The sequence below is a fragment of the Rhizobium sp. PK7-22 genome (genome assembly GCF_056530405.1).
The window spans coordinates 2,942,382-2,962,707 of record NZ_CP096514.1; the positions used below are offsets into that span (position 1 = coordinate 2,942,382).

Below are 20,326 nucleotides of genomic sequence, written 5' to 3' on the forward strand. Positions count from 1 at the left end.
AAGGCGCCCTCAGATGGCTTACTGGATCTGGTCTTCGGTGTAGTAACCGCTGTCGACCAGGATTTCCTTCCAGTTGTCCTTGTTCACCGCAACCGGCTTCAGCAGGTAGGAAGGAACAACCTTTACGCCGTTGTCGTAGGTCTTGGTGTCCGTGACTTCCGGCTCCTTGCCGGTCATGACGGCGTCAACCATGTCGACGGTGACCTTGGCGAGTTCGCGCGTATCCTTGAAGATCGTCGAGTACTGCTCGCCGGCCAGGATCGACTTGACCGAAGGAACTTCCGCGTCCTGGCCGCTGACGACCGGCATTGGCATGTCGCCACTGCCGTAGCCAACACCCTTCAGCGAAGACAGGATACCGATCGAGATGCCGTCGTAGGGCGACAGAACAGCGTCGAGGCGCTTGTCGGAGTAGGTCGAGCTCAGGAGCGCGTCCATGCGGGCCTGTGCTGTGGCGCCATCCCAGCGAAGGGTGGCAACCTGCTCCATGCCGGTCTGGCCGCTGCCGACAACGAGTTCGCCGCTGTCGATCATCGGCTGCAGCACGCTCATGGCGCCATCGTAGAAGAAGTAGGCATTGTTGTCGTCCGGCGAACCGCCGAACAGCTCGATGTTGTGAGGGCCTTCCTTGCCGCTGGCCTTCAAGCCATCGACAAGCGACTGGGCCTGCAGCACGCCGACCTGAAAGTTGTCGAAGGTGGCATAGTAATCGACGTTGCCGCTGTCGCGGATCAGCCGGTCATAGGCGATAACTTTGATGCCCTGATCGGCTGCCTGCTGGAGCACGTCCGAGAGGGTCGTGCCGTCGATGGAAGCCACGACCAGCACCTTGGCGCCCTTCACGATCATGTTCTCGATCTGCGAGAGCTGGTTCGGCACGTCATCTTCTGCGTACTGCAGATCCGTTTCGTAGCCGCGCTCCTGCAGGACCTTGATCATGTTGTCGCCATCGGCGATCCAGCGTGCCGAGGACTTGGTCGGCATGGAAACGCCGACGAGGCCTTTGTCTTGCGCAGCGGCTGGCGAGGCGAATGCCACGGACGCGAGCATTGCTGCGGCCGTCAGATACTTCACGAAATTCATAACTGCTCCTCCTAAAGAACGGGTTCTCGACCCGTCGATGATGCGGGCGGTGGCCCCCTGCCCCCGCCCCGTTGTCGACTCAGTGGTTGTCGCGCGGAATGCCTTCAGTCTGCGCGATCCGCTGGTATTTCACGGCCGGTTCGAGAACCGCGCCGGATTCCATTTGCCCAACGATACCACGCTGGATTTCCTGCCATGGCGTCTGGTGTTTCGGGTACTGGTAGCCACCGTGCGCCTCCAGCGTCCGGCGACGCTCGGCAATCTCCTCCTCGGAGATCAAGATGTCGGCCGTGCCGCGACCGACGTCGATGCGGACGCGGTCGCCGGTCTTCAGCAGCGCCAGACCACCGCCGGCTGCCGCCTCCGGAGAGGCGTTGAGGATGGACGGGCTGCCCGATGTGCCGGACTGACGGCCGTCACCGATGCAGGCGAGCGACGAGATCCCCTGCTTCAGCAGGTAGTCGGGGGCGCGCATGTTGACCACTTCCGCCGCGCCCGGATAGCCGATCGGGCCGGCGCCGCGCATGAAGAGGACGCTGTGGGCGTCGATCTCGAGCGACGGATCGTCGATCCGCTTGTGATAATCCTCCGGTCCGTCGAACACGATCGCACGACCCTCAAAGGCCTCCGGATCGTCCGGATTGGACAGATAGCGTTCCCGGAATTCCGGCGAAATGACGCTCGTCTTCATGATCGCCGAGGCAAACAGGTTGCCGCGCAGGACGCGGAAGCCGGCGCGTTCCTTGAGCGGCTGCTCGTAGGTGCGGATGACCTTCTCGTCCTCGATGATGGCTCCGCGACAGTTCTCGCCGATGGTCTTGCCGTTGACGGTCATGGCGTCCTCGTTGATGAGGCCGTGCCGCATCAACTGGTTGACCACGGCCGGAACGCCGCCCGCATGATAGTAGTCTTCGCCGAGATATTCCCCTGCCGGCTGCAGGTTGACGAGCAGCGGCACGTCCTCGCCATAGGTCTGCCAGTCATCGACGGACAGTTCGACGCCCATGTGGCGCGCCAGGCCGTTCAGGTGGATCGGCGCGTTGGTCGAGCCGCCAATCGCCGAATTGACGCGGATGGCGTTGATGAAGGCTTCCTTGGTCATGATCTCGGAAGGCTTCAGGTCCTCCTTCACCATTTCGACGATCCTGAGGCCCGTCAGGTAGGAAACCTCCTGGCGGTCGCGGTAGGGCGCGGGGATGGCGGCCGAGCCCGGAAGCTGCATGCCCAGTGCTTCGGCGAGCGAATTCATCGTCGTCGCGGTGCCCATCGTATTGCAGTAGCCGGTCGATGGTGCCGAGGAGGCAACCAGCTTGACGAAGCCGGCGTAGTCGATCTCGCCCTTGGCCAGCAGTTCGCGCGCCTTCCAGACGATCGTGCCGGAGCCGGTTCGCTCGCCGCGGAACCAGCCGTTCAGCATCGGGCCGACGGAAAGGGCGATGGCCGGAATATTGACGGTTGCCGCTGCCATGAGACAGGCCGGCGTGGTCTTGTCACAGCCGATCGTCAGCACGACGCCGTCGAGCGGATAGCCGTAGAGCACTTCGACGAGGCCGAGATAGGCAAGGTTGCGGTCGAGACCGGCGGTTGGACGCTTTCCGGTTTCCTGGATCGGATGCACCGGAAATTCGATAGCGATGCCGCCCGCTTCGCGAATGCCTTCGCGCAGGCGCTTGGCCAGTTCCAGGTGGTGGCGGTTGCAGGGCGACAGGTCGGAGCCTGTCTGGGCAATGCCGATGATCGGGCGATCCGATTGCAATTCCGCCTGGCTGAGGCCGAAGTTCATGTAGCGCTCGAGATAGAGCGCCGTCATGTCCGCATTGTGCGGATTGTCGAACCAGGCGCGCGACCGCAGCTTGCGTGTCTCTCCGCGGGTGTGGCCGGTTTCGGCGGTTTCGGTCGACGGCAGGTTTTCGGAATTTGTCATGTTGTAATTCTCACGCGTGAATGGGGACGAGGCGAGCGGAACGCATCGCTAGTCCTCGAAGGCTTCGACGGCATGCCGGCGTCCGAGCAGGAAGGCGTCGGCGACATGAACCAGCGGCGAGAAATCTGCATCGCTGCGCCCCTCCCCGACCAGCCGGACGAAATGCTTGTAGAGGTTCCGGTATTCCCGGTCCTCCTCGACCATTCGCTGCTCGCCATCGATGATGAGCCGGCTGCCGCCATGAGTGACGACCACAGGCCCCTCTTCCGTGTCGATGCGGATGTCCCAGGTCTGTGGCCCGGTCTGGCGCCAGTCGAACTCGGCCGTCACGGCCATGCCGCCGACGGATTCGAAAGCGAGGCTTGCCGCAATCGGTGCGGCGCGGTTTTCCGGAAAGAACAGGTCGGAGCGAACGAGGTGAAACGGCACCGGCATGATCCGCGTCACGATCGACAGCGCATTGATACCGGGATCGAAGACGCCGAGGCCGCCCGGCTCCCAGATCCAGGCTTGCCCCGGATGCCAGTGGCGAACGTCTTCCTTCCACTCGACGGCAAGGCTGCGGATCGTCCGCTGCGCCAGCAGTGCCCGTGTCGGCTCGACGGCCGCAGCCTCGCGCGAGTGCCAGGTGGCGAAAAGAGTGACGCCCTTTTCCTTCGCCAAGGCCTCCAGAGCATAGACCTCCGAGAGCGTCGCACCTGGCGGCTTTTCCAGCATCACATGCTTGCCGGCCTCGATCGCAGTCCTTGCCTGCTCGAACCGACCCTGTGGCGGTGTGCAGAGAGAGATGGCGTCGATTGCGATGTCGGACGACAACAGGTCCTGGACGTCGTTGAACGAGGCGATGCCTTCGAGCGTCGCATTGCGGCTCGCCACGGCAACCAGTCCGATGCCATCGGTTGCCTTGATGGCGCCCAGATGCTGGTCCCTTGCGATCTTGCCCAGTCCGACGATGCCGAGACGGATGCTCATGGCGCGCCTCAGAGCTTGCGGATGGAGACGGGCGTGTCAGCAGCCACCGTCAGGGAATTGACGAGCGGCAGCTTGAACGGCTCGGCGGCGATCTCGAAAACGTCGCCGGGCTCGGTCTTGACCCCTTCCGAGAACGACAGCGTTGCCGTGCCGAAGAAGTGCACATGCAGGTCGCCGGGACGGCGGAACAGATCGTACTTGAAGTTATGGTGCTCGAGATTGGCGATCGAATGAGACATGTTCGCTTCGCCCGACAGGAAGGGCTTTTCGAAGATCACCTCGTTGCCACGGCGGACGCGCGACGTTCCCTCAACATGCGCAGGCAGGTCGCCGACGATGAGCTCGGCGCCGAGCGCCGCCTGGCGCAGCTTGGAGTGGGCGAGCCAGAGATAGTTGCCCTTCTCCGTGACGTGGTCGGAGAACTCATTGGCAAGACAGAAGCCGAGACGGAACGGTGTGCCGTCCGGCCCGATCAGATAGATGGCGGCCAGCTCGGGCTCTTCCCCTCCATCGAGTGCGAAGGCGGGCGAGATCAGGTCCTCGCCGGTAGCGCGCAGCTGCGAACCATCGCCCTTGTAGAACCATTCGGGCTGCACGCCGACCTGGCCATCTGCAGGCTTGCCGCCCTCGACGCCCATCTGGAACATGCGCATGGAATCGGTGGGCTTTTCGGCGGATTGCGCCGCCTTGTGCATCTTGTCGCGTCCGTCGGCAGACCCGAGATGGGTCAGGCCCGTTCCTGCGACGAAGAAATGCGCCGGATCCGCATGCGACACCGGGATCGTCAACCGTCCCTCGGCCTGCGCGCGCTGAAGATCGACGTCATCGCCATAGCCGAGCGTATCAATGCGCTCCTGCAGCGACTGTCCCGCCTCGATGGCGCCCATGGCCAGATCGTAGGTGGACGCGACGTCGCGCACGACCCGCCCGGCACCGACACCATCCCAGGCAACAACCTTGACGCCGTCGCCATGACGCACTTGAAGAATTCGCAGCATTGACCCTCTACCCAAAGCACTTCCGGTACGACCGCATTCGGCGGCCTTCTCCTCCCACCCCGATCATGCCGGAGAGAATATAATAGGATTATTGGAGCAAGGGGGCCGTTGTCAAGCAGCGAGCGGTCTTGGCCACCACAAGTCGACCCGCCTCGCCCAGCCCCTGTTTCTCCAGCGAAATCAGTCTTTCTGAACGAAAGAACCCGATGGCCTCCAACATTTTTCCATCGGCACTCGAAAAACCCCCTTGCAAAAGTATGACAATATGAAAATGTGAGGACGTCATAGGCCATCATCTTCTGGGAGGATTTAAGATGAAAAAGGCACTCGCGGCGTTTACCGTCGCATTTTCCGCATGTCTCGCATCCGGCGTTTCCGCACAGTCCCTGACCGTGGGCTTCTCGCAGATCGGCTCTGAGTCCGGCTGGCGCGCCGCCGAGACGACGGTCACGAAACAGGAAGCCGAAAAGCGCGGCATCGACCTGAAGTTTGCCGATGCGCAGCAGAAGCAGGAAAACCAGATCAAGGCGATCCGCGGCTTCATCGCACAGGGCGTCGATGCGATCCTGGTTGCCCCGGTCGTCGCGACGGGCTGGGAATCGGTCCTGCAGGAAGCCAAGGAGGAAGAGATCCCGGTGATTCTTCTCGACCGGCAGATCGAAGCCCCGGACGATCTCTATCTGACGGCCGTCACCTCCGACCAGGTGCACGAAGGCAAGGTTGCCGGCGACTGGCTGGTGCAGGAAATCGGCGACAAGCCATGCAACGTCGTGGAACTGCAGGGTACCACGGGCTCCTCGCCCGCCATCAACCGCAAGAAGGGCTTCGAGGAAGCTCTCGCTTCGCATGACAACATCAAGATTACCCGCTCGCAGACCGGTGACTTCACCCGTACCAAGGGCAAGGAAGTCATGGAAAGCTTCATCAAGGCGGAAGGCGGCGGCCAGGACATCTGCGCAGTCTACGCCCATAACGACGACATGGCCGTCGGCGCGATACAGGCCATCAAGGAAGCCGGCCTGAAGCCGGGCTCCGACATCAAGATCGTCTCGATCGACGCCGTTCCGGACATCTTCAAGGCCATGGCCGAAGGTGGGGCCAATGCCACGGTGGAGCTGACTCCGAATATGGCCGGCCCCGCATTCGACGCGCTGGAAGCCTACCTGAAGGACAAGACGGAACCACCGAAGTGGATCCAGACGGAATCGAAGCTCTACACGGCCGCTGACGATCCGATGGCCGTCTACGAAGCCAAGAAGGACCTCGGCTACTGAGCCGAACCGTCAAAGGGGGGCCGGCGCGCCGGTCCCACCGCCCTTCCTGAAGCATGATCGGGGCCGCATGTCGCGGCTCCGGTCGTCGGTCGCAGGACGTCACATGAACACGACACCCACTCTTCTGGACGCTCGCGGCATCAACAAGAGCTTCCTCGGCAATGCTGCACTCGAGAACGTCGATTTTTCCCTGAGGCATGGCGAAGTCCACGCGCTGCTTGGCGAAAACGGCGCAGGCAAGTCCACCCTCATCAAGATCCTGACCGGCGTCTACAGCCGCGACGACGGCACCATGATGCTCGAGGGCGCGGAGGTCGCGCCCGCCACGGTGGCTGAGGCGCAGGACCTCGGAATCGGCACCGTCTATCAGGAGGTGAACCTTCTAGAGAATCTGACGGTGGCGGAGAACCTGTTTCTCGGCCGCCAGCCGCGACGCTTTGGTTTCATCGACAAGCGGGAGATGCGCCGCCGCGCCCGCGAGCTGTTGCAGGACTACGGTCTGAACATCGATGTCGACGCCCTGCTGTCGTCCTATTCGGTCGCCATCCGCCAGATCATCGCCATCGCCCGCGCCGTCGATCTCTCCGGCAAGGTCCTCGTCCTCGACGAACCGACCGCAAGCCTCGACAGCCACGAAGTAGAGTTGGTCTTCTCGGTTCTGCGCAAGCTGCGCGACCGCGGCCTCGGCATCATTATCATCACCCACTTCTTGAACCAGGTCTACGATATCGCCGACCGGGTGACGGTGCTGAGAAACGGTCGCATGGTGGGAACGCGCGAGATCGACGGATTGCCGCGCATGGAGCTGATCTCGATGATGCTCGGCCGTGAGCTGCAGCACATCACGCGTGACCATCACGCCCTCGAGGAAACCGTCGAGCCCGCCTCCGCACCGATCCGCTTTGCAGGCTACGGCAAGCGCGGCAGCATCGCGCCCTTCGACCTCGCCATTCATCCCGGCGAAGTCGTTGGCATCGCCGGCCTGCTGGGCTCGGGCCGCACGGAAACCGCCTTCCTGCTGTTCGGCATCGACCGGCCCGACTCGGGGACCGCACACATCGACGGAGAGGCGGTGAAGATCACTTCGCCGGAAGCGGCGATCGCCCACGGCTTCGGCTTCTGTCCGGAGGAACGCAAGAGCGACGGCATCATCAGCGAATTCTCCGTCAGCGAAAACATTGCGCTTGCCCTGCAGGCGCGGCAAGGGTGGGCGCGGCCGGTCTCGGCGCGCCAGAAGGCGCAACTCGCTGACGAATTCATCCGCTCGCTCGATATCCGCCCCCCGGACCCGGACCGGCCGATCAAGTTCCTCTCCGGCGGCAATCAGCAGAAGGCGATCCTGGCGCGCTGGCTGGCGACAGGCCCGCGCCTTCTCATCCTCGACGAGCCCACCCGCGGCATCGACATCGGCGCCCATACGGAAATTCTCAGAATGATCGAAAGACTGTGTGCCGATGGCATGTCGCTCGTCGTCATCTCCTCCGAACTGGAAGAACTGACGGCCGTGGCCCATCGCGTCATCGTGCTCGCCGACCGCCGCCACGTGGCGGAACTGACCGGCGCAGCGGTGACGGCCGACAACATCATGACGGCTATCGCAGATCCGGCCCGCACGGAGGCCGCATGAAAAGCGCCCTCACCCGCCGCCTGCGCCGCATCGCCCCGCAGCTTGTGGCCCTGATCGTCATCGTCACCCTCGTCAGCCTGATCTCGCCCGGGTTCCTGAGCGTCACCTACCAGAATGGTAGGCTCTACGGCAGCCTGGTCGATGTGCTCGTTCGCGGCGCGCCCGTGGCACTCCTGGCCATCGGCATGACTTTGGTGATCGCCACGCGCGGCATCGACCTCTCGATCGGCGCTGTCATCGCCATCTGCGGCGCGGTCGCCGCGACGCTGGTCACCAGCGGATACCCGCTGCCGGTCGTGATCTTCGCGTCGCTCCTCGTCGGCCTTGCCTGCGGGCTCTGGAACGGGCTGCTCGTCGCCGTCCTCGACATCCAGCCGATCATCGCCACCCTGATCCTGATGGTCGCCGGCCGCGGCATTGCCCAATTGATCACCGAAGGCGTGATCCTGACCTTCAACAACGAGAGCTTCGCAGCCCTCGGATCCGGCTCGATCGGCGGCATTCCCGTCTCTATCCTGATCTGGGTCACTGCGGCCCTGCTGGTCGGTCTTCTGGTGCGCCGCACCGCGCTCGGCTTCCTGATCGAGGCGACCGGGATCAACCGTCGCGCGGCCATGCTCGCCGGCATCCGCGCGCGTTTCCTGCTGTTCTTCGTCTACGCCGTCTCCGGCATCATGGCGGCCGTCGCCGGGCTGATCATCACCGCCGACATCCGCGGGGCCGACGCCAACAATGCCGGGCTCTGGCTGGAGCTTGACGCCATCCTCGCGGTCGTCATCGGCGGCACCTCGCTGAACGGCGGGCGCTTCTCCATCCTCGCATCGCTGATCGGCGCGATGATCATCCAGACCATCAACACCGGTATCCTGGTTTCGGGGTTCCCGCCGGAATTCAACCTGATCATCAAGGCAGGCATCATCATCCTTGTCCTGACGCTCCAGTCGCCGGCGATCGGTACGCTGATCGGCTTCCTGAAGCCTGTCAGGCACCCCGCGCAGACCGCAAAGACAGAGAGGACGGCCCGGTGATCCACACACGCAACCTCCCCTTCGTCGCGGCACTGGCGATCTTCCTTCTCGCCTATCTCGCCTGCGTGCTGCAATTCCCCAACATGCTGTCGACGCGGGTGCTCGGCAATCTGCTGACCGACAATGCCTTCCTCGGCATCGCCGCGGTCGGCATGACCTTCGTCATCCTCTCGGGCGGCATCGACCTGTCGATCGGCTCCGTGATCGCCTTCACCAGCGTCTTCGTCGCCTCCATGGTCGGCTCGCTCGGCGTCGACCCGATCGTCGCCTTCGCGGCGGTGCTGGCGATCTCCACGGCCTTTGGCGCGTCCATGGGGCTGATGATCCGCTTCCTGTCCATCCCGCCCTTCGTGGCAACGCTTGCCGGCATGTTTCTCGCCCGCGGCGCCGCCTATCTGATCTCCACCCAGTCCGTGCCCATCTCGCATCCCGTCATCGACGCCATCCAGGGCTTCTACTTCCGCTTCCCCGGCGGCGGGCGCCTGACCGCCATGGCGATGCTGATGCTCGTGGTCTTCGTCGTCGGCGCGTTCGTGGCGGGGCGCACCCGCTTCGGCGCCAATGTCTATGCGCTGGGCGGCAATCCCCAGTCGGCGGAACTGATGGGCGTGCCGGTGGGGCGCACGACGATCGGCATCTATGCGCTCTCGGGCTTTCTCTCCGGCCTTGCCGGCATCGCCTATACCCTCTACACCTCGTCGGGCTATTCGCTGGCGACCGTCGGTGTCGAACTGGACGCCATCGCGGCGGTCGTCATCGGCGGCACCCTGCTGACCGGCGGCGCCGGCCTGGTTGCCGGAACCTTTGTCGGCATCCTGATACAGGGGCTGATCCAGACCTATATCGTCTTCGACGGATCGCTGTCGTCCTGGTGGACGAAGATCGTCATCGGCATCCTGCTCTTCACCTTCATTGTTCTGCAACGCGCGATCGTGTGGTATTCGGACCGGAGACTGGCCGAGGGACGCCTGAAGGAGGCATGATTGGGACTGCTTGAAACCACGATCACCGGACGCAAGGGCCGTAGCAGCCATGCGCATGTGGTCGCGGAGCTCGGCAGCGCCATCGTCGCCGGACGCATCCCGGAGGGCTCGTTGCTTCCGGGGGATGCCGAACTCTCCGCCCGCTTCGGCGTGTCTCGCACGGTCCTGCGCGAGGCGATGAAAACGCTATCGGCCAAACGCCTGATCGAAGCCAAGGCGAAGGTCGGCACTCGGGTCGTTGACCGCGCCAGCTGGAATTTCTTCGATGCCGACGTGCTGGGCTGGCGCTGCCAGTCCGGCCTCGATTTCGAGTTCATCGAGCACCTGGCGGAAATGCGCATGGCACTGGAGCCAGCGGCAGCGGCAGCCGCCGCGCTGCGCGCCTCCAACGACGACATCGTGCAACTCTACGCCATTGCCGCCAAATTCGACGACCTGACCCATACGCCGGAGACCATCGCCAAGGTCGACCTCGAGTTCCATCTTGCGATCGCCCGCATGTCCGGCAATCCGTTCATGCGCTCCGCGAGCGCCATCGTCGAAGCGGCGCTGGCGATCTCCTTCCAGCTCTCGTCGCCGGCAGCCTCCCCCAAGAAGATCCACGAGGTCGCGACCAACCATCTGCGCATCGCCCATGCCATCGCCTCGCGCGATCCCGACAAGGCGGTTCAGGCCATGCGCCACGTCATCGACGTCGGCAAGAGCCGCATCCGCTCTTCGTTCGGCGCATCCGACCCGGCATTCGCCTTGGCTGATGACGAGCCCGAGGCCGTCACCGCGTCCTGATCCCGACCGTCACCGCTCGATCAGTTCCATCAGGGTGACGGGGCGCAGCCGCCGGGCATCGACACCGACGTCGAACTGGCGCGGCACCGGCTTCAGCCGCCCGTGGGAATGGCCGTGCAGGTTGATCGATTTCTTGCTCATCTGGTTCCAGGTCCGGAAGGCATAGTGGCAGAGCACCAGCAGCTGGTCGCCGAGCCGGATCTCGGCATAGTGCTGGACACTCTCCCACGCGCCGGCCTCTGTCACCGGTACCGGGTCGTTGTTGCCGATCACCAGATGCTTGCGGCCATTCAGCCGTGACAGCAGCAGGTCGGCGTCCTCCGTGCTGCGCGCGGACATGACGTCCCCAAGGTGCCAGACCTCGTCCTCAGGACCGATCGTCTCGTTCCAGGTTTCGATGAGGGCGGCGTCGTGTTCGACCATGTTGGCGAAGGGACGGCGGTCGATGCGCAGGACGCGCGCATCGCCGAAATGGGTATCACTCGTGAAATAGATCATCTGTCTCCGAACGCTTGGGACTTGGCCTTTGATCCGGCGCCGAGCGCCCAAACGGTTTTATTAGACTTTGGTGGTGGGCGACTCTTGTCGTGAATCACCGGCTCTGCCATGGTCGCGACGATCTTAGAATCAACTAATAATAATGACAGGCCAGTAAGTTACGCCCGTGCTAGAAATGCTTCTGACATACCAGGATGAGGGCATGACCGCCCGATCCCGCGGTCTTGGCTTCGACACCAATCCCTTCCTCGTGAAGGAACGGCTGCCGCAGACAACCGGTGAACCCGTCGGCGACTGGCGTCAGAAGGCGGAGGCATGGCTTTTCGGCTGGCTGCTGGAAAACGCCTGGTCGGGCGACCCCGACCAGTGATCGTCCCTGCGGGCATCGCCATCTCCGCATAGACATCGGAGCCGGCCCGAGAGCAATCTCCGGCATCACCGCTGGTGTTTTGCCCGCAAGGGAACGCTTCTCCCTCCCCCACCGCCGATTATATCACGCTTTGCTAACACTCTTACCCACATTCCATACATCGCGGCGGAACGCTCCGCGGCGTGCCGCATTGACGCCGCAATGGCAGAATGCGGAGCAGAACGATGAGATCTCTTTTTTCCCTGGTGCTGGGCATCACGATGGCGGTGGTGCTGTTCGTCGGTGGCGTTGCCGCTGCGTCCTGGATCCTGGCCGAGCCCGCGCCGCATCGCTTCGCGCATCTCGACGAACGCCCGCTTTGGACCAACAGGCCCGTTGCGATCGATCCGAAGGTCCAGTCCTTCGAACGCATCGCCGCCGCTCCCGTGCCACAGGTCTACCTCGCCATGGCCGTCGATGTTCCCGACTCGCAGAAGCCGCCAATCGACACGGCGTTTGACGGTACCTTCCAGAACGCCAGCCTCGACATGGAGGCCACCGGCGCCATCGAGGACGGCGCGATGACGACCCTCGCCGGCACGCCGCATGCCGAATGGTGCCAGAGCCGCTACAACTCCTACCGGATCGACGACAACACCTACCAGCCCTACAACGGCCCGCGGCGCAGCTGCGAGTCCCCCCACATGGCAGAGAACACGGCCCCCGACACCGCCCGCGCCGAAACGATCGCCTACAGCGCCACATCCGAGCGCCCCCTGGTGCACACCGGCAACGCCCACATGACCTGGTGCCTCGAGCGCTACCGCTCCTACCGTGCCGAAGACAACAGCTACCAGCCGTACAACGGCCCCCGTCGCGCGTGTGAGTCGCCGTTTGGGTGAGGAGCCATAGGTAGCGCCTGCCACAATTCTGTTTCGGAGATTACAGCGCCACTACCTTAGTTCATAATGGCCTCTCGCCCGAAGTTCGAAACCTTCTCAAATTTTGCAATCCGAGAGGTAGACTGCACATACTCAGTCGCTGGTGGCGGAAACAGCAAAGCGGTTAAAGAGGTTATTTTCTCACCCGCTCAACCATCAGATTAAGCCTTTGGTGACCATGGAGGCTGAAGGTACGATGCAACTGATTTGTTGCAGGGAGATGTGCGATGGCCATGAATTCAGCGATCGAGTGGACCGACCACACATTTAATCCTTGGACAGGCTGTACGAACATCAGCCCGGGCTGTGACAACTGCTACGCGGAGGCTTGGTCAAAGCGGTCCGGCCACGTAAAATGGGGCAACTCCCCTCGGAAAAGAACCACGGAAGCATACTGGAAGGCGCCACATATCTGGCAGCAGAAAGCTGCTCAGTTTTCGGCCCAGTTCGGTAGGCGACAGCGCATATTTTGCGCCTCTCTCGCAGATGTATTCGACAATCAGGCAGACCCGCAGTGGCGGGCCGACCTTTTCGAAGTCATTAGGGCTACGCCCGCGCTAGATTGGCAACTCTTGACCAAACGGCCTCAGAACATCCGCAAGATGCTACCCACTGATTGGCGCTCAGGCTATCATAACGTTTGGCTCGGCTTCACTGCGGAGGACCAGATGCGGTTCGACCAGCGGAAGCGCTTTATCGCGGATATACCTTCAGTTGTATGGTTTGTCTCCTATGAGCCCGCGATAGGCCCGCTTAGAATTGCGCACACCGATCCAAAGCCCAATTGGCTGATTAGCGGGGGTGAGAGCGGCCATGGATCGAGGCCAATGATTAGCCAATGGGCTCGCGACATCATCGCGGATTGCCAGCAATACGGTGTAGCACCGTTTTTCAAGCAATGGGGCACATATGCTAACAACCCGTTGGTACAAGAACTTGGATCCGCCTTGTCACACGCTAAGGAACAAGACCCTCATGGCAAGGGAGGGGGCATGATCGATGGGGTGTTGATTCGTGAGTTTCCTACACCAAAGCGGGATGTCGAGCGCATGTCCGCTTGACGAATCAACTTAAGCGGTACTCCCTCTCCTTCTACAAAGGAGACGAGCCATCGCTGAGTTTGGCTGGAAAGTTGGGTTTCCCCCACCGAAACTGAAATCACACAGCGGAGCAAAGCTTCGCCTGATCGAGCACTATCTAGATCCCTATTTTAATGCCGTTCTTCAGAACCCGCGCATCGACAACTTGCGAATAACCTTGGTCGACGGTTTCAGTGGCGGTGGCGCGTTTAGCGATGGCCTGCAGACCGTCGAAGGCACACCGTTCCTTCTTCTGAACGCCGTCAACCGGGCGACGCACCGTCTTAATCTCGGGAAAGCAAAGCCACTAACCATCAATGCCGACTTCGTTTTTTGGATGCCTCGAAAAGCACTACTGATTACCTGAAGGATCAATTGCTGGCGAAGGGCTATATCGCCAGGTTGGGACACGACATCAATGTCCACCAAAAAATTTGAGGCGGCGGCCCCCGATATATTGGAAGCCATCGCGCAAAGGTCAAATCGTGGGGCTGGGCGCTCGCTATTCTTGCTAGACCAGAAGGGCTACACAAAGGCGCCCCTGCCGACGATCAGAAGCATCTTCAACCGCTTCAAGCGCGCTGAGTGCATTCTGACCTTTGCAGTGGACTGGCTGATCGACTATCTGAGCGACCGTCCCGAAAACATCACAGCTGCATCAAACGTCGAGCTTTCCCCTGATCAGGTGCGTGAGTTCGTGCGAATGCGTGGTGAAGAAGGGGGGCGTTACGCCATCCAACGCCTTCTCCTTGACCACCTTAGGGAGCGAACCGGAGCCTCTTTCGCTACCGCTTTTTTTATCAGGTCCACAGAGGCCAATAAAGCGCTCTGGCTGGTCCATCTGTCACAACATGCAACGGCCAGAAACGTGATGGTAGACAGCCATTGGTCGGTCTCCAATCATTCCATCCATCAAGGCAGGGGCGGGCTCGATATTGTGGGTTTCCATCCTGAAAGCTTCGACCCCACCACATTCATGTTCGCTGAGCATGAGCGAGAGATGATGATCCAGTCGTTGTCCGAGGATATTGCTCGAAGGATCCAGAACTCCCACGGCAATATTCCCGTGGAATATGGGCTCTTCGTGGACAGCGTGGTCAATCAGACCCCCGCGCGTCTAAGCGACATCGACAGTGCGGTGGGCAGCTTGATATCGGCTAATTCACTTTCGGTTCTGAACCCTCTTCAACGCGCAAAGCGAAGTTCCAGGGTAACAAGGACAGATTTCATCGAAATCAATCGGCAGTCCCGTCTATTTTAAAATAGGGCAGCAACGAAATTCCAGATCTTGCTGTCAAAATTTCGGAAAGTCGCGTCCGGCTACAACGACAGTCCGTATTGCTGCGGCGATGGTGAGTGACCCGAGACATAGGTGACGTTTTGTACCGGACACATGGGTAACACTTTTCGCTTTGCGGGAGGTGTTGATGCCGTGGAGAGAGTGTTCGGTGATGGAAGAACGTCTACGCTTCGTGGCTCGTCTTCTCGATGGAGAAGGCATGAGCGATGTGTGCCGCCAGTTTGGCATATCGCGCAAGACTGGCTACAAGATCTGGGATCGCTATCGGCAGGAAGGGCTGGAGGCGCTCACCGACCGCTCGCGCCGCCCGGTGCGCTACGCCAACCAGTTGCCCGCCCAGATCGAGCAGTTGATCGTCGAGACCAAACGCAACAAGCCGCATTGGGGCGCCCGCAAGATTAGAGAGCTCCTGGTCAGGAAGCTGGCCGGCGACATGCGCATTCCGGCGAAGTCTACGGTGCATGCGGTGCTCGACCGGCACGGCCTCGTGAGCCGCGCCCGCAAGAGGCGAACGGCGAACAAGGCGGCAGGCACGGCGCTGTCGCAGGCCGCCCTGTCCAACGATCTGTGGTGCGCCGACTTCAAGGGAGAGTTCAAGCTTGGCGACGGCCGATACTGTTACCCCTTGACGGTAACGGACCAGGCCTCGCGCATGATCCTCTGCTGCGAAGCCCTTGAGAGCACGAAGGAGGCTGCAGTCATCGAGACCTTTGTCAGCCTGTTCCGGGAGCGCGGCCTGCCAGCCGCCATCAGGAGCGACAACGGCCTGCCCTTCGCCAGCCCCAACGGGCTCTACAACCTGTCGAAGCTGTCGGTGTGGTGGCTGCGGCTCGGCATTGCGATCGAGCGCATCAAACCCGGTCACCCACAACAGAACGGCCGCCACGAGCGCATGCACCGCACCCTGAAGCAGGAGACGGCGCGTCCGCCGGGCATGAACGCCCTGCAACAGCAGGACCGCTTCGACCAATTCGTCAGCGAGTTCAACGAGGAACGCCCCCATGAGGCTATCGGCATGAAAACACCCGCCGAGCTCTATACGCCCTCGTCGAGAGCCTATGAAGGCCTGCCAGACGTCGAATACCCCTTCCACGACAGGGACGTCCTCGTCACCGCCTGCGGACGCATCTGTATGGCACGAAAGAAGATCAACCTCTCCACCGTACTCGCCGGTCAGAGGCTAGGCATCAAGGAGGTCGACGACGGCATTTGGCTCGTCAGCTTCATGCACTATGATTTGGGTTACATCGACCTGGAACAGAGAACCTTGCAGACCATCGACAACCCGTTCGGCACGAGGTTGTCACCCATGTCTTAGGTACAAGCTGTTACCAATGTCTCCGGGCTGTACATGGACAGAAATGGTGGGCCCGGAGGGACTCGAACCCCCAACCAAGCGGTTATGAGCCGTGCGGCTTAGTGTCTGTTACAAGACGGCAACGTAAGCTACGGGCTTCGAAGCCTCAACAAAACAGGGACTCCGCGCTCCTGCTTGTCTGGATATGTCAGAGTTTGTAAGATAGTATCTGGCAGTTTTTGTTGCCCCATGTTGCCCAGGACCCTAGATGCCAAGCTCGAAGAAGAGACTCACCGACGCTATGATCGCGGGACTTAAGTCCGCACCGCCTGGCTCCCGCCTTGAAATCCGAGACGAGCTTCTATCTGGACTGGCCGTCAGGGTGACGGACAAAGGCAAGAAGACATTTGTGCTTGTTGCGCGCTTTCCAGGCAGCGGTAATCCGACGCGGCGAGCCCTGGGTGAATACCCGGCGCTAAGCCTCCATGAAGCACGGGATGAGGCGAAGAAATGGCTTCTTCTCCTTAAGAAAGGGATAGATCCACGGGACGAGATCAACAGATCGAAAATGGAGCAGTCGCGCAAGCGCCAGAACAGTTTTGCAGCAGTCGTTGAAGACTACCTTTCTGACATTCCGACACGTCAGCGGAGCCGGCATGCGGATCAGGATGCCAAAGAGATCCGGCGCGAGCTGCTTGATCCGGCCCGCAACAAATGGCTGAAGAAGCCGATCGTCGACGTGTCGGACTCGGATATTGCGGAACTCATCGGCGCCGTACGTGACCGGCCGGCGCCGGGAATGGCTTACAACACCTGGGGCCACATCAAAGCAATATTCTCGTGGGCAATGTGGCCGGAACGCCGGCAAGGATATGGCCTGACGGTGAACCCCACCCAGCATCTGCAGCCGAAGCACTTCAAGCTTTCCAAAAGGGTCGGCGTCCGAGTGTTGTCCGATGCCGAGATCAAAGCGTACTGGGGTGCAGCCGACAACATGCCCTACCCTCTAGGCCCGTTTCTCAAAATGCTGCTTCTGACGGGGCAGCGAAAGACCGAAGTCTCTGACGCTCAGAGGCCCGAATTCGATCTGAAGAAGAAGCTTTGGACAGTTCCGCCCGAGCGGTTCAAGTCGGGGCAATCGCACATAGTTCCGCTGTCGGATGATGCGATGTCTCTGCTCGGTGACTTGCCTGAATTTGTTGGCGAGGATGGAGGAAATTTCCTCTTCAGCACTACAGAAGGCAGGAAGCCTATCAACGGCTTCAGCCGTGCCAAGCAGGCATTGGACAAGGCAATGCTTGAGGTCCTGAGAAAAGATGATCCGGATGCCGCGGTTCCTGACTGGGTGTTCCATGACGTTCGACGCACAGTACGGACCCGACTGTCGGCGCTCCGGATAAATTCTGATGTTGCAGAGATGGTGATTGGGCACGGCAAGACGGGCCTTCGGCGCGTTTACGATCAGTATGAGTTCGAGCCCGAGATGAGGGAGGCGCTAGAGCGTTGGGCGCATGCCTTGGCGAAGATCGTATCTCCCGAGGGGGCCAACAACATTGTCGAGCTCGTGCGAGAGCATGCTTGACGACTCGCCTAATCTGTCTGATACCATATGATTCGGACGGGATAGCCCGTTCTTAGTAACTTAGGAGACGCCGACCGAGTTTCACCTCAGACTAACCAAGCATCGCCGTATGTCCCCGAAGAAAGCAACCAGTAGGTTTCCGCGCGACGCAAAGGTTCTCGATGAACACGATTATATCGTGGACTCAGACCTTATGCGTTGTCCCAGGGAGAGCTTTTCGGGCGGTGGTGCAAACAGAGGTGAAATATGCGTCTACTATCGCTTGAAGACCTTCAGGCGCGTGGGATCAGCTTCTCCCGCCCACACATTTACGAGCTCATCAACAGTGGAAAATTCCCTCGGCCGATAAAGATCGGATCGCGGAAGAACGCTTGGGTCGAAACCGAGATTGATCAGTGGCTGGAAGCCCGGATCGCTGAACGCGATCGGAGCGCTGCTTGATCATGAAGGGCCGGAACTTCGAGAGAGACCGGCAGCGCCGGAACACCATCAGACGAGGGTCGGAATCTGTAAGCGGTGGCATGCCTTCGCTCGGCCCACCGAAACCCCGCCCAGACAAAGCAGCGCTGCGCGCTCTCGCTGCTGAAGCAATAGCGTCCGTCCATCGGATCAAGCGCGCGTTCGATTGCCGGAAATGCGGTCGCCAGTTTATCGAGCTGCAGCCGATAGAGCAGCCTCGAGTTGCTCCGCCCTGCCCTCATTGCCGGAGGCCGGCATGATCTGGGATTGGAGAGAAAAAGCTCGTGCTCTGACCTGCGGCGTTTTCCGCGGCTTCCGCGCCGAAGACGGGCGCTTCGAGAAGGATCAGCAAGGCCAGCAGTGGCTCGGCTTCCAGGAGCCTGACGACCTCGTTCTGTGGTGCCCCTTCAGTGACCAGGTGGCCAGCTATGATGGGCGGGCGTTCGCTTTGAATGAGCACGCGATCGAAAACGCGACCACGTACGCGCTCGACGACTATCTGATCATTCACGAGAGTCCCCGAGGCTACATCCTCTCCGGTGGCAAGGGTATCGTCGTGATCGATTGGCAGCGGGCCTTCGACAAGCTCCGGAGTGCACCACGCATAGCCGTCGACGAGGCTGTCTTGCAGCTCTACCGGCGATCGATGAATCCTCCGCGGATGCCAAAGGTTGCAGTCCGACGGCAGACCAGGAAGGCGGCAGCATGAACCGCCACGCGCCCACGCCGCCGCTTGAGGTTTACGAGAACGATCTCCGCGACCGAGCCTCGATTGGTCCAACACGCAACCGACGCCCGATGGTTCAGGAGATCGAATGGTTCGATGAGCTCTCGCCAGTTCTGGCTTCGTCCTACCTCATCAAAGGGCTTCTCGATCGTGGCGCGATGTCTGTCATCTACGGCCCTTCCAACTCTGGGAAGACGTTCTTCTCCCTCGATATCGCCTATCATGTTGCCCTGAAGCAGACTTGGCGCGATCGTCGCGTCAAGAACGGTACCGTTCTCTATCTGGCTGCAGAGGGCGGCCACGGTATTGCCAATCGTATCGTTGCTCTCAGGCACGAGCACGGTACTTCCAATGTTCCGCTTGCCGTTCGGAGGGCGGGGCTGGACCTGCTTGACCCGAAAGCAGACGTGCAGCGCGTCATCGACCTGGCTGAGACTATCGCCAGCCGAGAGGGAGCTAAGATCCCGGTAGAGTTGATCGTGATCGACACGCTTTCCCGGGTGCTGTCAGGAGGCGACGAGAATGGGCCCTCGGACATGACAGCCTTCGTAAAGAACGTCGACCTCATCCGGCACGCTACGGGCGCACACATCCTTATTGTTCATCATACCGGCAAGGATGCTGCACGAGGGGCACGTGGTCACTCTTCGCTGCGTGCAGCCACTGACACCGAGATTGAAATATCTGTCGAGGGTGACGGCACCCGAACGGCCACGGTGCAGAAGCAGCGAGACTACCCGGGAGGAGAGGCATTCCATTTTGATCTCAAGAGCATCGAGATTGGAAAAGACGACGACGGCGATCCCGTGCGGACATGCGTGGTGACGGACGCGCAAGCGCCGGAGGGCGCGCAGAAACGCCCCAAACCCACCCCAAAAGAAACAATTGCTCTTCGGGCGCTGGATGACGCGTTGGCGGAGCATGGGGTTCGGAAGACAGGGCCTGATTATCCAGGGTCTTGTGCCGTGGTCTCGACAGACGACTGGCGCAAACACTTCTACAGGCACCGCGACGACGCCACCCAAGAAGCGAAGCGTCAGGCGTTCGGCCGCGCTGCGGAGAAGCTCCAGGCCAAAGGTTACATCGCACACTACAATGATCACTATTGGCGCTGCTTCGACGATCAAGCGTGACATACGGACACCCCTTTAGGGGGTTGTCACGTCACGTCACGGTACACGCGTGACATTGTCACTCTCTGTCACGGACTGTCACTCCCCCTCTCCGTCAATCTACGTTTGGTGGTGTTTGGAGCGTGCGCGAGCCAGCCACCAGCATTTGCGGCTCCCTTCACGATTGAGCAAGCGGTTAATAGCCGTGTGATTGATCAGCATCAGAAGATTGCGAATCCCCTTGTCTGCAGGCATAGTCAGGCGGCAATAGTCTCCAGTTGCATTGCTATCACCGCGCCCCGGGCAA

General features: G+C 61.1%; 18 protein-coding genes and 1 pseudogene. 14 read left to right on the top strand and 5 right to left on the bottom strand.

Features of this window, described 5'->3' with window-relative positions:
* Positions 1–18: 18 nt before the first annotated feature.
* From chvE to araD1, 4 genes are all read right to left on the bottom strand, one after another.
* Positions 19–1,083 carry a type 1 periplasmic-binding domain-containing protein gene (gene chvE / locus M1E10_RS19115; RefSeq protein ID WP_499174373.1) on the bottom strand — a complete coding sequence of 355 codons (1,065 nt, stop codon included), beginning with the start codon at positions 1,081–1,083 and terminating at the stop codon, positions 19–21.
* 79 nt (positions 1,084–1,162) lie between these two features.
* Complete coding sequence (locus M1E10_RS19120) at positions 1,163–3,007, bottom strand: IlvD/Edd family dehydratase (protein WP_499174374.1); 1,845 nt, start codon at positions 3,005–3,007, stop codon at positions 1,163–1,165.
* Positions 3,008–3,055: 48 nt separating this feature from the next.
* Complete coding sequence (locus M1E10_RS19125; RefSeq protein ID WP_499174375.1) at positions 3,056–3,979, bottom strand: Gfo/Idh/MocA family protein; 924 nt, start codon at positions 3,977–3,979, stop codon at positions 3,056–3,058.
* An 8-nt stretch (positions 3,980–3,987) separates the two neighbouring features.
* A complete protein-coding gene (gene araD1 / locus M1E10_RS19130; protein WP_499174376.1) occupies positions 3,988–4,977 on the bottom strand; it encodes an AraD1 family protein in 990 nt (329 codons plus the stop codon).
* A gap of 314 nt (positions 4,978–5,291) precedes the next feature.
* Here araD1 and ytfQ point away from each other — a divergent pair, with 314 nt between their 5' ends.
* The 5 genes from ytfQ (at position 5,292) to M1E10_RS19155 (ending at position 10,675) form a co-directional block, all read left to right on the top strand.
* Complete coding sequence (gene ytfQ / locus M1E10_RS19135) at positions 5,292–6,251, top strand: ABC transporter substrate-binding protein (RefSeq protein WP_499174377.1); 960 nt, start codon at positions 5,292–5,294, stop codon at positions 6,249–6,251.
* A 103-nt stretch (positions 6,252–6,354) separates the two neighbouring features.
* Positions 6,355–7,878 (top strand): sugar ABC transporter ATP-binding protein, encoded by a 1,524-nt coding sequence (locus M1E10_RS19140; protein WP_499174378.1) that lies wholly within the window; start codon positions 6,355–6,357, stop codon positions 7,876–7,878.
* Positions 7,875–8,906, top strand: coding sequence for an ABC transporter permease (locus M1E10_RS19145; RefSeq protein WP_499174379.1), 1,032 nt, complete (start codon positions 7,875–7,877; stop codon positions 8,904–8,906). Before M1E10_RS19140 ends, M1E10_RS19145 begins: the two co-directional genes overlap by 4 nt.
* On the top strand, positions 8,906–9,889 hold the full coding sequence (gene yjfF / locus M1E10_RS19150) for a sugar ABC transporter permease (protein WP_499177231.1): 984 nt from the start codon (positions 8,906–8,908) through the stop codon (positions 9,887–9,889). The genes M1E10_RS19145 and yjfF overlap by 1 nt, the downstream gene beginning before the upstream one ends.
* Positions 9,890–10,675 (top strand): FadR/GntR family transcriptional regulator, encoded by a 786-nt coding sequence (locus M1E10_RS19155; RefSeq protein ID WP_499174380.1) that lies wholly within the window; start codon positions 9,890–9,892, stop codon positions 10,673–10,675.
* Positions 10,676–10,684: 9 nt separating this feature from the next.
* On the opposite strand, the gene M1E10_RS19160 is transcribed toward M1E10_RS19155, so the two are convergent.
* Complete coding sequence (locus M1E10_RS19160) at positions 10,685–11,173, bottom strand: metallophosphoesterase family protein (protein WP_499174381.1); 489 nt, start codon at positions 11,171–11,173, stop codon at positions 10,685–10,687.
* A gap of 202 nt (positions 11,174–11,375) precedes the next feature.
* Here M1E10_RS19160 and M1E10_RS19165 point away from each other — a divergent pair, with 202 nt between their 5' ends.
* From M1E10_RS19165 to M1E10_RS19205, 9 genes and pseudogenes are all read left to right on the top strand, one after another.
* Entirely contained in the window at positions 11,376–11,543 is a 168-nt protein-coding gene (locus M1E10_RS19165; protein ID WP_499174382.1) for a CrpP-related protein, read from the top strand.
* Positions 11,544–11,767: 224 nt separating this feature from the next.
* Positions 11,768–12,424, top strand: coding sequence for a BA14K family protein (locus M1E10_RS19170; protein ID WP_499174383.1), 657 nt, complete (start codon positions 11,768–11,770; stop codon positions 12,422–12,424).
* Positions 12,425–12,690: 266 nt separating this feature from the next.
* Positions 12,691–13,524 carry a DUF5131 family protein gene (locus M1E10_RS19175; RefSeq protein WP_499174384.1) on the top strand — a complete coding sequence of 278 codons (834 nt, stop codon included), beginning with the start codon at positions 12,691–12,693 and terminating at the stop codon, positions 13,522–13,524.
* Positions 13,525–13,615: 91 nt separating this feature from the next.
* Positions 13,616–14,803 (top strand): annotated as a pseudogene (gene tcmP, locus M1E10_RS19180) (three-Cys-motif partner protein TcmP).
* A 166-nt stretch (positions 14,804–14,969) separates the two neighbouring features.
* Positions 14,970–16,160, top strand: a complete 1,191-nt coding sequence (locus M1E10_RS19185; protein WP_499174017.1) for an IS481 family transposase — start codon at positions 14,970–14,972, stop codon at positions 16,158–16,160.
* Positions 16,161–16,440: 280 nt separating this feature from the next.
* Positions 16,441–17,721 (top strand): tyrosine-type recombinase/integrase, encoded by a 1,281-nt coding sequence (locus M1E10_RS19190; protein WP_499174385.1) that lies wholly within the window; start codon positions 16,441–16,443, stop codon positions 17,719–17,721.
* 246 nt (positions 17,722–17,967) lie between these two features.
* A complete protein-coding gene (locus M1E10_RS19195) occupies positions 17,968–18,162 on the top strand; it encodes a helix-turn-helix transcriptional regulator (RefSeq protein ID WP_499174386.1) in 195 nt (64 codons plus the stop codon).
* 274 nt (positions 18,163–18,436) lie between these two features.
* Positions 18,437–18,889 carry a hypothetical protein gene (locus M1E10_RS19200; protein WP_499174387.1) on the top strand — a complete coding sequence of 151 codons (453 nt, stop codon included), beginning with the start codon at positions 18,437–18,439 and terminating at the stop codon, positions 18,887–18,889.
* Positions 18,886–20,040 carry a helicase RepA family protein gene (locus M1E10_RS19205; RefSeq protein ID WP_499174388.1) on the top strand — a complete coding sequence of 385 codons (1,155 nt, stop codon included), beginning with the start codon at positions 18,886–18,888 and terminating at the stop codon, positions 20,038–20,040. The genes M1E10_RS19200 and M1E10_RS19205 overlap by 4 nt, the downstream gene beginning before the upstream one ends.
* The last annotated feature ends 286 nt before the right edge of the window (positions 20,041–20,326 follow it).

Excerpts from the sequence above, each read along its gene's own strand:
- chvE (WP_499174373.1), bottom strand. The coding sequence starts at position 1,083 with ATGAATTTCGTGAAGTATCTGACGGCCGCAGCAATGCTCGCGTCCGTG.
- M1E10_RS19120 (WP_499174374.1), bottom strand. The coding sequence starts at position 3,007 with ATGACAAATTCCGAAAACCTGCCGTCGACCGAAACCGCCGAAACCGGC.
- M1E10_RS19125 (WP_499174375.1), bottom strand. The coding sequence starts at position 3,979 with ATGAGCATCCGTCTCGGCATCGTCGGACTGGGCAAGATCGCAAGGGAC.
- araD1 (WP_499174376.1), bottom strand. The coding sequence starts at position 4,977 with ATGCTGCGAATTCTTCAAGTGCGTCATGGCGACGGCGTCAAGGTTGTT.
- ytfQ (WP_499174377.1), top strand. The coding sequence starts at position 5,292 with ATGAAAAAGGCACTCGCGGCGTTTACCGTCGCATTTTCCGCATGTCTC.
- M1E10_RS19140 (WP_499174378.1), top strand. The coding sequence starts at position 6,355 with ATGAACACGACACCCACTCTTCTGGACGCTCGCGGCATCAACAAGAGC.
- M1E10_RS19145 (WP_499174379.1), top strand. The coding sequence starts at position 7,875 with ATGAAAAGCGCCCTCACCCGCCGCCTGCGCCGCATCGCCCCGCAGCTT.
- M1E10_RS19160 (WP_499174381.1), bottom strand. The coding sequence starts at position 11,173 with ATGATCTATTTCACGAGTGATACCCATTTCGGCGATGCGCGCGTCCTG.
- M1E10_RS19165 (WP_499174382.1), top strand. The coding sequence starts at position 11,376 with ATGACCGCCCGATCCCGCGGTCTTGGCTTCGACACCAATCCCTTCCTC.
- M1E10_RS19170 (WP_499174383.1), top strand. The coding sequence starts at position 11,768 with ATGAGATCTCTTTTTTCCCTGGTGCTGGGCATCACGATGGCGGTGGTG.
- M1E10_RS19175 (WP_499174384.1), top strand. The coding sequence starts at position 12,691 with ATGGCCATGAATTCAGCGATCGAGTGGACCGACCACACATTTAATCCT.
- M1E10_RS19185 (WP_499174017.1), top strand. The coding sequence starts at position 14,970 with ATGCCGTGGAGAGAGTGTTCGGTGATGGAAGAACGTCTACGCTTCGTG.
- M1E10_RS19190 (WP_499174385.1), top strand. The coding sequence starts at position 16,441 with ATGATCGCGGGACTTAAGTCCGCACCGCCTGGCTCCCGCCTTGAAATC.
- M1E10_RS19195 (WP_499174386.1), top strand. The coding sequence starts at position 17,968 with ATGCGTCTACTATCGCTTGAAGACCTTCAGGCGCGTGGGATCAGCTTC.
- M1E10_RS19200 (WP_499174387.1), top strand. The coding sequence starts at position 18,437 with ATGATCTGGGATTGGAGAGAAAAAGCTCGTGCTCTGACCTGCGGCGTT.
- M1E10_RS19205 (WP_499174388.1), top strand. The coding sequence starts at position 18,886 with ATGAACCGCCACGCGCCCACGCCGCCGCTTGAGGTTTACGAGAACGAT.